12 protein-coding genes and 1 pseudogene are annotated in these 13,957 nt (G+C 63.1%); 8 read left to right on the top strand and 5 right to left on the bottom strand.

What is annotated here, in order from left to right; genetic code table 11:
• Nucleotides 1-100 precede the first annotated feature (100 nt).
• The 3 genes from OKW41_RS27335 to OKW41_RS27325 are packed head-to-tail and all read left to right on the top strand — an operon-like array spanning nt 101 to nt 2,989.
• Entirely contained in the window at nt 101-922 is an 822-nt protein-coding gene (locus OKW41_RS27335; RefSeq protein WP_429454394.1) for an ATP-binding cassette domain-containing protein, read from the top strand.
• Nucleotides 915-1,955 (top strand): ABC transporter permease, encoded by a 1,041-nt coding sequence (locus OKW41_RS27330; protein WP_429574558.1) that lies wholly within the window; start codon nt 915-917, stop codon nt 1,953-1,955. Before OKW41_RS27335 ends, OKW41_RS27330 begins: the two co-directional genes overlap by 8 nt.
• A gap of 29 nt (nt 1,956-1,984) precedes the next feature.
• Entirely contained in the window at nt 1,985-2,989 is a 1,005-nt protein-coding gene (locus tag OKW41_RS27325) for a substrate-binding domain-containing protein (RefSeq protein ID WP_429574557.1), read from the top strand.
• A 450-nt stretch (nt 2,990-3,439) separates the two neighbouring features.
• Here OKW41_RS27325 and OKW41_RS27320 read toward each other — a convergent pair whose 3' ends face one another.
• Complete coding sequence (locus OKW41_RS27320) at nt 3,440-4,885, bottom strand: DEAD/DEAH box helicase (protein WP_429574556.1); 1,446 nt, start codon at nt 4,883-4,885, stop codon at nt 3,440-3,442.
• Between the two features lie 92 nt (nt 4,886-4,977).
• On the opposite strand from OKW41_RS27320, the gene OKW41_RS27315 reads away from it, so the two are divergent.
• From OKW41_RS27315 to OKW41_RS27305, 3 genes are all read left to right on the top strand, one after another.
• Complete coding sequence (locus OKW41_RS27315) at nt 4,978-5,586, top strand: TetR/AcrR family transcriptional regulator (RefSeq protein ID WP_429574555.1); 609 nt, start codon at nt 4,978-4,980, stop codon at nt 5,584-5,586.
• A gap of 109 nt (nt 5,587-5,695) precedes the next feature.
• Nucleotides 5,696-6,505: an oxidoreductase gene (locus OKW41_RS27310; RefSeq protein WP_429574554.1), complete on the top strand. Its 810-nt coding sequence runs from the start codon at nt 5,696-5,698 to the stop codon at nt 6,503-6,505.
• A gap of 95 nt (nt 6,506-6,600) precedes the next feature.
• Nucleotides 6,601-7,602, top strand: coding sequence for an NADP-dependent oxidoreductase (locus OKW41_RS27305; protein ID WP_429574553.1), 1,002 nt, complete (start codon nt 6,601-6,603; stop codon nt 7,600-7,602).
• Between the two features lie 85 nt (nt 7,603-7,687).
• On the opposite strand, the gene OKW41_RS27300 is transcribed toward OKW41_RS27305, so the two are convergent.
• Together OKW41_RS27300 and OKW41_RS27295 are read right to left on the bottom strand one after the other, a co-directional pair.
• Nucleotides 7,688-9,094, bottom strand: coding sequence for an MFS transporter (locus OKW41_RS27300; protein ID WP_429574552.1), 1,407 nt, complete (start codon nt 9,092-9,094; stop codon nt 7,688-7,690).
• A 60-nt stretch (nt 9,095-9,154) separates the two neighbouring features.
• Entirely contained in the window at nt 9,155-10,327 is a 1,173-nt protein-coding gene (locus tag OKW41_RS27295) for a M20 aminoacylase family protein (protein ID WP_429574551.1), read from the bottom strand.
• A 169-nt stretch (nt 10,328-10,496) separates the two neighbouring features.
• Between OKW41_RS27295 and OKW41_RS27290 the strand changes: the two genes are divergently transcribed.
• Complete coding sequence (locus OKW41_RS27290) at nt 10,497-11,447, top strand: LysR substrate-binding domain-containing protein (RefSeq protein ID WP_429574550.1); 951 nt, start codon at nt 10,497-10,499, stop codon at nt 11,445-11,447.
• Between the two features lie 37 nt (nt 11,448-11,484).
• On the opposite strand, the gene OKW41_RS27285 is transcribed toward OKW41_RS27290, so the two are convergent.
• Nucleotides 11,485-12,378, bottom strand: coding sequence for a LysR family transcriptional regulator ArgP (locus tag OKW41_RS27285; protein WP_429574549.1), 894 nt, complete (start codon nt 12,376-12,378; stop codon nt 11,485-11,487).
• A 117-nt stretch (nt 12,379-12,495) separates the two neighbouring features.
• On the opposite strand from OKW41_RS27285, the gene OKW41_RS27280 reads away from it, so the two are divergent.
• Nucleotides 12,496-13,125, top strand: coding sequence for a LysE/ArgO family amino acid transporter (locus OKW41_RS27280; RefSeq protein ID WP_018418582.1), 630 nt, complete (start codon nt 12,496-12,498; stop codon nt 13,123-13,125).
• Here the strand turns inward: OKW41_RS27280 and bcsG are convergent.
• A pseudogene (gene bcsG, locus OKW41_RS27275) lies at nt 13,122-13,930 on the bottom strand (cellulose biosynthesis protein BcsG); the annotation flags it as partial. The gene OKW41_RS27280 and the pseudogene bcsG sit on opposite strands and share 4 nt — an antisense overlap.
• Nucleotides 13,931-13,957 lie beyond the last annotated feature (27 nt).

Genomic DNA, 13,957 nt, shown 5'->3' with positions numbered 1-13,957 from the left:
AATGTAAGTTGATGCGGCGATCGATAAGCAAAGGGGAAAGATCTATGGCTGTCGTCGTTCACAACATCGCTGTGGGTCATTCGAGCTGGAGCGTGGCGTGATGCCGAACCAGGCAGCGCCCGGTACGTGCGCCTATCAGCATATCGTGCGCGCCCAAGGTATCAGCCTGTCCTACGGCAAGATACGGGCGCTTTCCGGCATCGATCTGGCCATTGGGCGGAACGAGATCGTCGGCCTGATCGGTGATAACGGCGCGGGTAAGTCGACGCTCATCAAGGTACTGACTGGTGTCGTGCGGCCGAGCACGGGCAAGCTGTTCATCCGGGACGAGGAGGTCGACTGGAATCGCTTTTCGGTGCGCGAGGCGCACCGACTGCGCTTCGAGACGGTCTATCAGGAAAAATCGCTGGGCGAGAAGCAGCCGCTATGGCGTAATTTTTTTGTCGGCCGGCAGATCACCAACCGGTTCGGCTTCATCAAAGTTGCCGAACAGCGGCGCATTGCCAACGATATTTTGAAGCGCCAGCTCGGTTTCCGCGGCGTGGGGATCGACGCGGATTCGCTGATTGCGAAACTCTCCGGTGGCGAGCGCCAGGGCATCGCGATCGGACGGGCGATGTATTTCGACAGCGATCTGATCATTCTCGATGAACCAACGGTTGCGCTTGCCATCAGCGAGGTGCGTAAGGTTCTCGACTTCGTACGGTCGATCAAGGAGTCCGGCCGCGCCTGCATCTACATCGAACATAACCTCGCCCATGTGCACGAGCTCGCCGATCGGCTCGTCGTGCTCGATCGTGGCCGGGTCGTCGCGGATATGAAGTCGGGTGAGATGAGCCTCGAGGAGCTCACCCGGTTCTTGATTTCGCTACAGCAGAGCGGGCACGGGCCGGCGCTGGCTGCGGGGCAAGGACGTGAGTGATCCGATAAAAGACGAACAGCCGGCGCGGCTGGTGTGTTTTCGCCTGCCGGGTTTTGCACGCATCGAGGGAATGCCGAGCCTGGTCGTGTTCGCGTTGGTGGTCGGCCTGTTCATGGCAACCGCACCGCGCGTCTTTTTAGGCTGGCCAATCTACTTCTCCTTCCTGACCACCGTGCCACCGCTGGCGGTGTTGGCGATCGGGCTCACGCTGGTGGTTGCGGCGGGGGAAATTGATCTGTCCTTCCCCTCCGTGATGGCATTCTCGGGCTTTCTGTTCGCCTGGTGCGTGAACACCACGGGATCAGCCTCGCTAGCCGTGATCGCGGCATTGGCGGGCGGCGCGCTGGTCGGCGTGGTGAACGGGGTGCTGGTCGCGGTGGTCGGTGTGCCTTCGATCATCGTGACAATCGGCACGCAGTTCCTCTGGGCTGGTGTTGCTTCGATCCTGTCCGGCGGGCTCTCCAATGCGCTCCAGGAGCTCGCCAACGGTTCAGCCTATGCAGTATTCGCGGGCACGTTGTTCGGTGTGATCCCGATGCAATCGCTCTGGGCGCTCGGGCTCGCAGTGTTCATGTGGTTCATCCTCAATCGTCACCGTTTTGGCGAGCACCTGCTGTTCATCGGAGACAACCGAAACGTGGCGAAGGTCGTGGGCATCAATGTCGTGCGTGAGACGGTGAAATTGTTCACGCTGATGGGTGTGCTGGCCGGTTTCGCCACGGTGCTGCTCACGCTCGAGAATCTGAACTATTTTTCAACCCAGGGGCAGGGCTATCTGCTGCCGGCGCTGGCCGGCGTGTTCATCGGCGGAACCTCGGTGTTTGGTGGCACGGCGACGATCGTGGGTACCTTCTTCGGCACTTTCGTGATAGGCATGCTGGAGGCCGGAATCGTTGCGACAGGTATCGCCGGCTTCTGGGTACAGGCGATCGAAGGGGTGGTGTTCATCGTCGCTGTGACGCTGCATCTGTTGGTAGAGAATCCCGCCAAGCTGCGCGTGTTGCGCGAAAGGTTCAGGCTTGGGGGGCGATAAAGCCGTTAAATCAGGAGAAAGGAGCAGAAATGATCAAGATCATGACGGGATCCCTCCTGGGGGCGAGCATTCTCGCGTTTGGCCTCGCGCAGATGGCCGGTGCCACTGAGCCGACCACGACGGGGCCGCTCGGCGCCGGTATGACAATGTATATGCAGATGGGCGGAAACCCTGGCGACGGCGCGACGCTGCCACGTCAGACCGGAGCTGCGGACGCGGGGCATGCCTTAGGCATCAAGGTGATCGAGCAGTTCTCGGCCTGGAGCCCAGAGACAATGCTTGCGCAGTTTCGCCAGGCGATGGCGGCGCATCCGACGTGCATCGGCATCATGGGCCATCCGGGCGATCCAGCCTTCGCGCCACTGATCAAGCAGGCGGTAGACCAGGGCATCATCGTTACCGTCGGCAACACGCCGCTACCCGAGAACCAGAAACTTTACGACGCGAAGGGCTTCGGCTACGCCGGCGTCGAACTCTACGTAGGCGGGCAGATCACCGCGCAGGCGATGCTCAACGCTGGGATCAAGAAGGGCGACGAGGCGCTCGAATACGGTGTGTTCAACGAGAGTGTGCGCAGTCAGTCTGACCGTGGCCTTGCCGAAACGCTGGAGAAGGCCGGCGTAAAGGTGACCAGGCTCAATATCTCACCTCAGGTGGATTCCGATTCATCGCTCGCCGTGCCGATCCTGGTCGCCTTTATCCAGGCGCACCCTAATCTGAAGGCGATTGGAACTCAGCACGGCGGTGTAACCGGGTTCATTCCGCAGGCGCTCCAGCAGGCTGGCAAGAAGCCGGGGCAAATCATCATTGGTGGCATCGATCTGGCACCGGCCACGATTTCGGGGCTGCAGAGCAAATACATCACCGCGACGCTCGACCAGCAACTTTATCTGCAAGGCTTCCTGCCGGTCACGCAATGCGTGCTCTCGGCTGCTTATCATTTCGCGGGACTGACCATCAACACCGGCGCAGGTGTCCAAACACCTGCGACGATCGACTCGCTCGTTCCGTTGATCAAACGCGGAATCCGCTAAGGTCGGATGATGTGAGATGGAATGGCGTGTGTGTTGCCGTCCGCCCTACGCAAATAATTTAGCGACTGGTTCTCCTTTCTCATCGAACTTTATTCCGCTTCGATGGGAAAGGATCACGTGCCAGGATGTCGAGTCTGAACAATTCTCGGAGCCTTCTGCGGTAAGTCTTTCGGCCGAAGTGGTCACGTGCGTGCCGTGCTCCGTATTGTCAAGTCCGATCGGGTTGATCCATCGGTGGGCCAAGAGCGCAGATTGCTGTGTCGGGAGATGCGGCGACGCATGGAGCCGGCCCGGAAACAAATGGTCGGGTTTCGATCTCCGGGCCGTTATTTAGGCTTGGATACTTTGACGAGTCCGCCGACTCGATGCACACCGAAGCCGCGCCGCTGTCCGCCAGTGGGCCGCAAACCGCCAGCCTGTTCCAGGGCTGGCGTTACTCAACCGCACGGATCAGGGTTGGCGTTTGCCGCGACCACCAGCGGGTTTGCCAGCCGGCTTACGTGAACCCGCAGCTGGCTTGCTGGCCGGTTTGCTGCGTGGCTTTTGCACGCTGAATGGGCTACCGCTGGACAAGCTTGTGCCTTTACCCGCGGCCACAGCGCGTTGCGCTGCAGGCTTGCGTTTGTTTTCGCCACTTTGCGGGCGCGGTTTTTTGCTGAGCACCTGCATGGCGCCCGGCGCAGCTTGCGGCACTTTGGGCTTCTTAGGCTTTTTCGGTTTCTTGATGATCTGGCCCGTCGCGCTAGTTTGCGGCACGCGGTGTTCGGCTTCAAAACCCGGCTCTTCTTCACGGGGCAGCGTTTGCCGGATCAGCGCTTCAATCGCGGCCAGTTGCGGGGCTTCATCGGCGCACACAAGGGACACCGCCACGCCGCTGGCGCCCGCTCGGCCGGTACGGCCAATACGGTGCACATAGTCTTGCGCCACGATCGGCAGATCAACGTTGATCACCAGCGGCAGGTCGTCGATATCCAGCCCGCGCGCAGCCACATCGGTGGCTACCAGCATATGTACTTCGCCCGTCTTGAAGCGCTCCAGCGCACGCAGGCGCGCGGGTTGCGGTTTATCGCCGTGGATGGTGTCGACCGAATAGCCCGCTTCATCCAGCATGGCCGCCAGGTAATCCACGCCATTGCGGGTTTTGACGAACACCAGCGCGTGCTCCCAGCTGTTCTCAGCCACAAGGTGCATGAAAAGGTCGGGCTTGTTCTTTTTATCCACCGGCACCACCCACTGCTTGATCTTGCTGGCCGTGGCATTGGGCGGGCTGACGCTGATATTGACCGGGCCGCGCAGAATGCCCGCCGCCATGGCGCGGATATCATCGGTAAACGTGGCAGAGAACAGCAGGGTCTGGCGCTGAGCGGGCAAGGCAGCGAAGACGGCGTTGAGTTCGCGCGCAAAGCCCAGATCCAGCATCCGGTCGGCTTCATCCAGCACCAACGTTTGTACCTGATCAAACTGCACTGCGTTCTGGCGATGGAGATCTAGCAAACGGCCCGGCGTGGCGACGAGCACATCCACGCCTTTGCGCAACTTCATCATCTGCGGGTTGATACTCACACCGCCGTAGGCGGCCAGAAATCGTAAGTCGAGGCCTTTGCCGTAATCGATAAAGCTTTGCAGCACTTGTTCGGCCAGTTCACGCGTGGGCACCAGCACCAGAACACGCGCGCGGTTGCTGGACACCGCCGGGCCGTGTTGCACTAGCCGTTGCAACAGCGGCAGCGCAAAACCCGCCGTTTTGCCAGTGCCGGTCTGTGCCGCAGCCATGACGTCCTTGCCACTGAGCACAGGAGGAATCGCCTTGGCCTGCACCGGCGTAGGTGTCTGGTAATTGAGGTCCTGCACATTACGCAGCAAGGGATCGATCAGGCCAAGCGAGGCAAAAGACATTGGCGTATTCCGGGCTAAAGCCGCAATTCTAGCGGTTACCGCCTGAACCGTCGGTCTCTGGATCGCCCCTGCAAATCCCGCCGGAATGATATATGATGGTCATCATGAAAAATCCACCAATCACCCGGAAGCCAGCCAGCCGCAAGGAAATCACGCATGAGCGCATCGTCGAGGTCGCCGCACGCGCAATTCGGCGCAGCGGCTACGACGGCACGGGCGTGGCTGACATCATGAAGGAGGCAGGTCTGACGCATGGCGGCTTCTATGCCCATTTCCCGTCGCGCGAGGTGCTGCTTGCCGAAGCCGCTGACCGCGCCGGAGCTGAATCCGTGGCGCTGTCGGAGCGTATCGCCGCTTCCGTGCCGCCGGAACAGGCGTTGCCGGCGATGATGCGCGCCTATCTGTCGAGGGAGCATTGCGAGAGCATCGAGACAGGTTGCCCGATCTCTGCCCTCGGCTCGGAGATGCCGCGCCAGGCGCCGGCCGTACGGCGCGCGGCCACCCGCCGCATCAAGGAGATGATCGATGTCGTTGCGCGCCAATTGCCCGATTGGGGTCAGCCAGGCGCGCACGAACAGGCGCTTTTGATGGTCGCCACAATGGTTGGCACGATGGTGATGGCGCGTGCCGTCGACGACCCCAAACTATCGGAGAGTTTTCTTGAAGCGGCATTGAAAAAACTCGCACCGACTGATACGTAAAAACGCCGGCACTGTGCCGGTTTTCGTTGGACCGCAACTATGACTGTCATCATATTCGAGTGAAACGAATGCTCAACCAACCACGCAAAGACATCTTGGGAAGAACATCATGCAAACCAAAATAGCGCTCGTGACGGGCGCCTCGTCAGGAATCGGCGAAGCCACGGCAAAGCGGCTTGCGAAGGCCGGATACAAGGTCTACGGCACCAGCCGGCGCGGCCAACGAGCCGGCCAACAGTCGTTCGACATGCTGCCGCTCGATGTGACCAGCGATGCATCCGTTGCAGCCGCCGTCAGCGAAGTGCTGCGCCTGCAGGGCCGCGTCGACCTGCTGGTGAACAATGCCGGTTTCGGCGTCGCCCCTGCCGCCGCGGAAGAGAGTTCGATCGACCAGGCACGCACGATCTTCGATACGAACTTCTTCGGGATCATCCGCATGACGCGTGCTGTCGTGCCTCATATGCGGCGACAACGCAGCGGCCGCATCATCAACATCGGTTCCGTGCTCGGTTTTCTGCCAATGCCCTATATGGCGCTGTATTCCGCCACCAAGCACGCGGTGGAAGGTTATTCGGAGTCGCTCGACCATGAGTTGCGTACGCTGGGCATCCGCGTATCGGTCATTGAACCTGCCTACATCAAGACGCCTTTCGACGCGAACTTCATCGCGCCCGACGCCCCTCTCGACGAATACCGCGAGGTGCGCTCGGCCGTGGACAAGCGAGTGAAGGAAGTGGTCGAGGGCGCCGACGGTCCCGAGGTCGTGGCCGAAACCGTACTGCAGGCCGCCATCGCGGCTCGTCCGAAACTCCGCTATACCGCTGGCGGACTCGCCGCCCGTCTGCGATTGCTGCGCAGATTTTCGCCCGCTGGACTGGTGGACGCCGGTATCCGCAAAGATCTGCGGCTGGCAACGTAGACGACGTGACTGTCTCCTCCCTGTTCAAAGGCTCTGCATCCGTGTTATTGCCAGCGAAACAACCAGCCTTAACGAGCAACTGACAAGGAACCATGATGCAAGCATTCGTCGTCGATCGATATGGACGCAAGAATGGCTTACGATCCAGCGATATGCCGGTTCCAGAGCCGCGCGAGGACGACGTATTGATCCAGATCCACGCCGCGGGCGTGAACCCGCTCGATGCCAAAATCAGAGACGGAGAGTTCAAGCTCATTTTGCCCTATCGTTTGCCGCTGATTTTGGGCAACGATCTGGCAGGGGTTGTCGTGCGCGTCGGCTCGCGCGTGCGGCGATTCAAGCCCGGCGACGAGGTCTACGCGCGTCCGCACAAGGACCGCATCGGCACTTTCGCGAAATTCATTGCGGTCAAAGAGGATGGCGTGGCCCTCAAGCCGACAGCACTCACGATGGAGGAAGCGGCTTCAATCCCGCTGGTTGGATTGACCGCCTGGCAGGCGCTGATCGAAAAAGGGCAATTGAAGAAAGGGCAGAAAGTGCTGATACATGCCGGCTCGGGCGGTGTCGGCAGCTTCGCCATTCAACTGGCGAAGCATGTGGGCGCGACCGTCGCGACAACAGCGAGCGCGCGCAATATCGAACTGGTGAAGCAACTCGGTGCGGATATCGTCATCGATTACAGGAAAGACGACTTTGCGACCATCCTGAAGGACTACGACCTGGTACTGGATACGCAAGGCGGCAATGCGCTCGAGAAGTCGCTGCGTGTGCTCAAGGCCGGCGGCAAGCTCATCGGGATCGCCGGTCCGCCTGATGCCGAATTTGCGAAAGAGATCGGTGCGTCGTGGTTCCTGAAAACGGTGATGCGCTTTCTGAGTTATCGCATCAGGAAGGCCGCGAAACGTCATGATGTCAGCTATACATTTCTCTTTATGCGGGCCAGCGGAGAACAGCTCAGCCGGATTGCCGCACTGATCGACGCACGAGCGATACGACCCGTCGTCGATCGGGTCTTTCCGTTTGAGTCGACCCAGGAGGCTTTGGCTTATGTCGAAACCGGACGTACAAAGGGTAAGGTTGTCATCAAGATCCGATAGTCAGCGTGAAGCAGGGCAAATGGCAAAAGAGGCGCGATCGAAAAGATCGCGCCTCTTTTTTCAGCGGACCCCGATCGCCATCACGTCAATCGATCGCCCTACCCGCGGTCTCTCGCATGAACGGCAACGGCAGCAACGACACGACGCTGCAACCGATCAGATACCACGCCGGCGCGAGATTGCTGCCCGAAATCTGGATCAGCCAGGTCGCGAAAAACTGCGCGAAGCCGCCGAACACCGACACGCCGAGGCAGTACACGATCGACATGCCGGTCGCGCGGATCGCGCGCGGAAACAGCTCGGGCAGCATCACGATATTGGGCACCGCGGTGAACGTGACGAGCAGCGCGAGGCCCGCGACCACCGCAAGCAGCACCGGCACCGTCGGCGACGCGTTGATCGTCATGAAGGCCGGGTAGACGGCGAGAATCAGCAGCACGCGCGATACCCACAGCACGCGCTTGCGGCCGACCCGATCCGACAGCGCGCCCGCGAACGGCGAGCAGATCACCGTGACCACCGCGCCGGTCCACGCGGCCCACAGTGCGGTCGCCATGGGCAGATGCAGGATGCGGATCGCGTACGTCGACAGGTAGAACAGCACGATGTAGTTCGCCGCGGTGCCGCCGATCGTCGTCAGCACGCCGGTCGTGATCGAGCGCGCGTGGTCGCGGAACAGGTCGCGGACAGGTAGCGACGGAACTTGCGCAGCGGGCTTCGCAACGGTATCCGAAGCAGCCTGCGCAACAGCGCCGCCAGACGCTGCCGTGCCATCTTCAACACCCGGCAGCGTCTCGTCTAGATGCCGCCGGATATAGATGCCAATCGGCCCCATCGCCATGCCGATCACGAACGGCACGCGCCAGCCCCAGCTTTCGAGCGCGGCCGGCGACAGCGTCGCGGCCAGGGCAACGCCGAGGAGCGAGCCCACCACCGTGTTCATCCCCTGGCTCACGAACTGCCAGCTGCCGTAGAAGCCGCGCGTGCGATCGCTGCCATATTCGAGCAGCAGCGCCGTCGATGCGCCCACCTCGCCGCCCAGCGCGAAACCCTGGATCAGCCGCGCGAGAATCACGAGCAGCGGCGCCGCGACGCCGATCGCCGCATAGGTCGGCGCGAACGCGATGATCGCGGAACCGAGCGTCATCAGCCACAGCGTCAGGCTCATCGCGGCCTTGCGTCCGGCGCGGTCCGCGTAGCCCCCCAGCACGATGCCGCCCACCGGCCGCATGATGAAGCCGACGCCGAACGTGCCGACCGCGAGCATCAGCTGCACGAGCTGACCTTCGACCGGGAAATACAGCTTGCCGATGATCGTCGCGAAGAAGCTGTAAATCGTGAAGTCGAAAAACTCGAGGCCGTTGCCGAGCGTGATCGCGGCGATCGCCTTCGCGTGGCCGACGCGCTTTTGAGGTTCATCGGCGAGGCGCTGCGCATCGAGCGCATCGAGCGCATTGGCGCTCGCGGGCCGCGGTGTCGCGGAATAGTCCATCTGTGTCTCCGTCATTATCTTGTGGCTGCTACGGCAAGGCGCTCGCGCGCCGCCGCCGCGTCAAACGAGGAACGTCTGCGCGAGCTTGACCCAGTAGGCCGCGCCGGTCGCGAGGCAAGCGTCGTTGAAGTCGTAGCCGGGGTTGTGGACCATGCAGCCGCCCTCGCCGTCGCCATTGCCGATGATCAGATAGCTGCCCGCGCAGCGTTCGAGCAGGAACGCGAAGTCCTCGCTGCCGGTCAGCGGCTGCATGTCGCCAATCAGCCCGTCGACGCCCAGCCAGTCGAGCGCGACCTGGCGCGCGAGCGCGGTCATGGCCGCATCGTTGACGAGCACCGGGTAGCGACGCTGATAGTCGACCTCGGCACGCGCGCCGAACACGGCCGCCTGCCCGGTCGCGACCTCGGTGATGCGCTGTTGCAGATGGTCACGCACCTCGGGCCGCAGCGCGCGCACCGACAGGCGCATCTCGGCGGTTTCGGGGATCACGTTCGGCGCTTCGCCCGCGTGAATCGCGCCGACCGTGATGATCGACATATCGAGCGGCGCGATGTTGCGCGACACGATCGACTGCAGCGCGAGCACGATCTGCGCGCACACGACGACCGGATCGACCGCCTTGTGCGGCACCGCGCCATGGCCGCCGCGGCCGATCACCTCGATGATCACCGTATCCGACGACGCCATGAACGACCCCGGCATGAAGCCCAGCTTGCCGGTGGGAAAGCCCGGCATGTTGTGCATCGCGAACACGGCGTCGCAGGGAAACTGTTCGAACAGGCCGTCGTCGAGCATTTTCTTCGCGCCGGCAAGCCCTTCCTCGGCCGGCTGGAAGATCAGATTCAGCGTGCCGTCGAAGCTTTTTTCGCGCGCCAGATGCCTGGCGGCGGCGAGCAGCATCGCCGTATGGCCGTCGTGACCGCATGCGTGCATCTTGCCGGGCAGCTTGCTCGCGTACGGCAGGCCAGTGGTTTCGTGGATCGGCAGCGCGTCCATGTCAGCGCGCAGGCCGAGCCGGCGCGTGCCGTGGCCGAGCTTCAGTTGCCCGACCACGCCGGTCTGCCCCAAGCCGCGATGGACGCTGTAGCCCCACTCCCGCAGGCGGTCGGCGACCAGATCGCCGGTTGCGAACTCCTCGTAGGCCAGCTCCGGATGCGCGTGGATGCTGCGTCGCAGCGCGATCATTTCCTGTTCGACTTCGGCGATGCCCGCCGGAATGACCATCGTGTTCATGCCATCTCCTGTCAATCGGACCTGGCGCTTCAGCGCTTGGTCCGATCCCATGCAACTGGTTGCGCCCCTGTCAGCGTGAACCCAGCATAGCGGCGCCGATATTCGGGCGGCAGGCGTAGAATCGTTGCGGTGCCAACCCTTGGTTGCCCCCTTCACGCCTCTCATTCGAATGAAACTGCATCAGCTCAATACTTTGGCGGCGATCGCCGATACCGGAAGTATCCGGGCGGCCGCCCGCTCGCTGGGGCTTTCCCCGGCCGCCGTGACCAAGGCGATGCGCGAGCTCGAAGCCGATCTGCACGCGCCGCTCGTCGTGCGCAGCGCGAGCGGTGTCGCGTTCACCGAGTTCGGCCGTGCGCTCGTCGTGCATGCGCGGCTCGTGCTCGGCCAGTTGCAGCGCGCGCAAGCCGAGATCGAGGCGTTGCGCGGAGCCGCCGCCGGCAAGCTGTCGATCGGCGTCACGCCGTGGGTCGCGCTGACTTTTCTGCCGCCCGCCGTGCGGCGCTTTCGCGAGCGGATGCCGGAGGTGCAACTGGAATTTTTCGAAGGCCTGCTCGCGGTCGTGCAGCCGCGTCTGCGCGACGGCAGCCTCGATTTTTCGATCGGCCGGCCGCCGCCCGCGTCGCCGCAGTCGGAGTTTCAGAACGCGCCGCTCTTTTCGACGCATGCGGCGGTGGTCGCGCGGTGCGACCATCCGAAGGCCGGCTGCCGCACGCTGCTCGACCTTCAAGACGCGGAATGGATACTGAACTGGGACCCGGCGAGCCGCGAGTCGATGTCGAACAATCTGTTCGTCAAGCGCGGCATGCGGGTGCCGCACACGATCGTGCTCGCGCATTCGCTCGCGATCGTGCTGGGCCTGCTCGCGCACACGGACATGGTCAGCATCTTTCCGTGGCCGCTCGTCGAGGCGATACGCGCGAAGGAAAACCTGTGGGCGCTGCCGCTGCGTGAAACGCTGGACGAAACCATCATCAGCATCACGTCGCGGCGTGGCGCGCCCACGAGCCCGGCGGCCGCCTGCTTTCTCGACTGCCTGCGCGAGACGATCGACGAAGGCGCGCGCTCGCAGGACCCGGAACAGCGTCGCCTGTTTCATTCGATCGAGCTGTTGCTATAGCAGCTGCCGCATTTCTGCATGCGGCACCGCCGCGTTGTCAATCGAGAAACTCGCCCGCCCGCTTTCTGAGCATCGCGCTGAAATCGTCGAGCCAGCCGATCGACAGACGCCAGCTCTGCCAGTACAGATCGACGTCGATATGCTTGCCCGGCGCGATCTCGACCAGTTCGCCGCGCTGCAAATGCCCGGCGATCATCCGCTCGGGGCACATGCCCCAGCCGAGGCTCATCACGCACGCGCGCAAAAAACCGGCGACGTGCGGAATCCAGTGCAGCGGCGGATCGAGCTCCGCGCGCGTAATGCGCCGCATGAAGCGCTTTTGCAGCTGATCCTTCGGATTGAAGTCGACGCACGGCGTGCGCCGCAGGCTGTCGCGTGTGACGCCGTCGGCGAAATAGCGCGCGAAAAACGCCGGCGAGCACACCGCCAGGTATCGCATGCGGCCGAGCCGCGTCGAGCGACAGCCCTGCACCGGTTCGGCCTGTGTCGTGATCGCGCCTTGCACGCTGCCGTCGCGAATGCGCTGCGCGGTGTAGTCCTGGTCGTCGATCACGAGGTCGAGCAGCATCTCGCGTTCGACGCAGAACGGCGCGACCGCGTCGATGAACCAGGTGCCGACGCTGTCGTCGTTGACCGCGACGCGCAGTGCCGGCCACTGCTCTACGAGCGCGCCGGGCAGTGCCGGCAGGCGGCCGTTCAGCTCCGCTTCGAGCAGTTGCACGCGTTCGGTATGACGGCATAGCAGCGCGCCCGAGGTGGTCGCGACGCACGGCTGCCCGCGCTTCACGAGCACGCTGCCGACGCGCTCCTCGAGCAGCTTGACCCGCTGCGACACCGCGGACGGCGTGATATTGAGCGCGCTCGCGGCACGGTCGAACGAGCCGTGGCGGACCACGGCGGCCAGTGCGTCGAGCAACGCGTAGTCGAGCATTAGCGTTCCTTAATCAGCGTTAAATCAATTAGCTTCTCTTATGAGATGCCAACCCGCAGACTAGCGCTGTTGGATTTTCCCGTCTATCCCGGCTGCTTTCCTTTTTCCGGATCATTTATGAACTGGTTGTCTTTTTCCCATGGCGCGGCGCTGTGCGCGTCGCTGATCGTCACGATCGGCGCGCAGAACGCGTTCGTGCTGCGGCAGGGCATCATGCGCTCGCATGTCGGCAAGATCGTGCTGTTGTGTACGTTGTCCGATTTCATTCTGATCGGCGCGGGCGTCGGCGGCGCCGCGGTGCTGATGGAGCGTTTCCCGCGCTTCGTGCACGCGATGCTCTATGTTGGGCTCGCGTATCTCGCCTGGTTCGGCATCAGCGCGCTGCGCCGCGCGGTGCGGCCCGGACACGCGGTGCTCGATGGCTCGGCCGGCGCATCCCGCGATCAAGCGCCGCCTGCGCAACGCGCGCTGCCGATCATCCTGATGACGCTTGCGTTCACGTGGCTCAATCCGCACGTCTATCTGGACACATTCCTGTTGATCGGCACGGCCGGCGCGCGTGAACCGGAAGGCGCGCGGGTCGCCTTCGCGCTCGGCGCGATGACGGTCAGCGCGGTGTGGTTCGTCGCGCTCGGCTATGGCGCTCGCATGCTCGCGCCGCTGTTTCGCCGCGCAACCGCGTGGCGCGTGCTGGATGGCGCGATCGGCAGCATGGTGTTGCTGCTCGCGTTCACGCAATTGCGTTGAGCGTTCGACGCGCCCGGCTTGAACGGGCTGTTCGACACGAGGTTCGACAGCAGTTGCGCCACCGCGAGGAAGCTCGACGGATTGTCGAGCACCGTGGTTGGCCCATGACTGCCCTGGAAACCGACGACGCGCACGCCGACCGGCCCATGCACGATGCGCGGCGTCGGAATCGCGCGCAGGCGCGCGACCTGATTCGTGTCGCCGCGCAGCGCCGCGCCATGTTCGGGCACGAACACGATCACCGCGCGCCGCCCCGACGACGCGATCAGATCGGCGAAGCGGTCGAAGTCGCTCATCAGCTTGTTCACCCGCAGCGGATACGAATCGATACTCGACAGGCTGCTGTTCGGCAACCGGTTGCCGTCGTGCAGGCTGATCGTGTTGTAGTACAGCGCGACCGGCCCCGCGATGCTCGCGCGCTGCGCATACCAGTCGGCGAGCGTCTCGTAGTCGTCGCGGATCGGCGAGCCGTCGAACGCATGCATCGCGACCGGCACGCTCGTGCTCGGAATCAGCGGTACGTTCGGTACGCCGGCGTTGTCGTGGATCAGTTCCAGGAAGTTGTCGAAGTGACCGTCGTGGTTCAGCATCGTCTGCGGGGTGTAGCCGGCTGCGCGAGATCGGCGAGCAGCTAGCACTACGGTGGCGCGTTCCTGTACAGGTCCGCGTGCGCCTGCTGGCCACAGCTCGCGCGCAGCACACGAATCGCGGCCGGTCCGCTATAGCTGGCCGCGGTGCTGAAGTTCGTGAACAGGTAGTTGAAGTGCGAGAGCAGCGGATGATTGCGCGCCTTCGCGACATCGAGAACGCGCTTTCCGCACGCAATGTCGCG

It is taken from the genome of Paraburkholderia sp. UCT70 (assembly GCF_050434085.1).
GTDB classification, from domain to species: domain Bacteria; phylum Pseudomonadota; class Gammaproteobacteria; order Burkholderiales; family Burkholderiaceae; genus Paraburkholderia; species Paraburkholderia tuberum.
This window is presented reverse-complemented; position numbering and strand designations above follow the sequence as displayed.